This is a genomic window from Microbacterium sp. Bi128, from assembly GCF_918698205.1.
In genome coordinates this window covers 1-1,191 of record NZ_CAKKMM010001509.1, presented here as the reverse complement: position 1 = coordinate 1,191, position 1,191 = coordinate 1, and the positions used below count along the sequence as shown (strand labels likewise).

Genomic DNA, 1,191 nt, shown 5'->3' with positions numbered 1-1,191 from the left:
GGGGTGCCCAGCCGTCCATTTCGGCCAGGAGCCGGGCCACGTCCTGCAGCGGGTGCAGGGCCGGGTCCTGCTCGAAATACCAGGGGTACACCATTTCCCCGGTCAGAAGCGGTTCGCCGGCGTCGGGGCGGAACTCGGGGAATTCCTCCAGCACGCGCCAGGCGGCCCAGTTGGTGGCACCGTCCTGGGCGTAAATGGATTCGTGCATCAACGCGTACAACGGGTTCGCGGCCCGGGACACGAGGCCCCGGACCTGCTCCAGGAAGGTGTCCGAGAGACGGTCGCCGTCCGGTGTCGCCACGAAGGCGTCCTCGAGCAGGTGGTGCAGCGCGTCCACCCGCGTGTTCCCGCCCAGGAACGAGCCCACCATCTGGAACCGTTCCACCGTGAGCCGGCCGCCGTCGGGCAGCACCTCCTCCGTTTCCCGCAGGTGCCGGGCGATCCGGGTGACGGCGGCCCGGTCCTCGGGATACCAGTCAAAGTATTCGGCGTTCCGGGCCGCGACCCGCTGGAACGTGGCCCGGTACACTCGGTCGGCGGAGCCGCCCAGCGGGGCCAGCCCGCCCGTCACGAGGACCTCGCGCAGCCCCTCGGGGGCGAAGGAAAGGTAGCTGAGCGCGCAGAATCCGCCGTAGCTCTGGCCGTAGATGGTCCACGGGGCCGAGTTCAGGGCCGCCCTGATCGCCTCGGCGTCGGCGACGATCGAGTCGGCGCGGAAGTGCGTCAGGTAGTCAGCCTGCTGCGCGTCGGTGCCGCGCAGCGGCAGCGTGTTGCGGTCGACGGGCGAGGACAGGCCGGTGCCGCGCTGGTCCAGCATGAGGATCCGGAAGTCCTTCGCGGCGGCCTTGCTCCAGCCGCCCAGCGACGGGAACCGGTTTCCACGCCCGCCGGGACCGCCCTGCAGGAAAAGCAGCCAGGGCAGCCCGGCGGCCTCTGCCTCGCTGTGTTCGGTGGACACGTACTCGCGGGCGAACACGGAGATGGTTTCGCCGCGGCGCCCCGCCTCGCTGAATTGGTCCAGGGGGACCTGGAAGTAATGTTCCGCGGTCCGCATTCCCCGGTAGGTGTGTCGTGCCCGGACGCTGTGCGGAACTTTGCGCCCGGCGCTGGAGGCAGTCTCCAGCAGGGCGGCTCCCATGAGCCCCGTCATTGGGAGATCAGCCACGGGTGGCCGCCTCGCGGGAACCGGAG

General features: G+C 70.4%; 1 protein-coding gene. It reads right to left on the bottom strand.

What is annotated here, in order from left to right; translation table 11 throughout:
* On the bottom strand, positions 1-1,138 hold a 1,138-nt coding region (locus LQV45_RS34095; RefSeq protein WP_230012279.1), incomplete at its 3' end, for an alpha/beta fold hydrolase.
* Positions 1,139-1,191 lie beyond the last annotated feature (53 nt).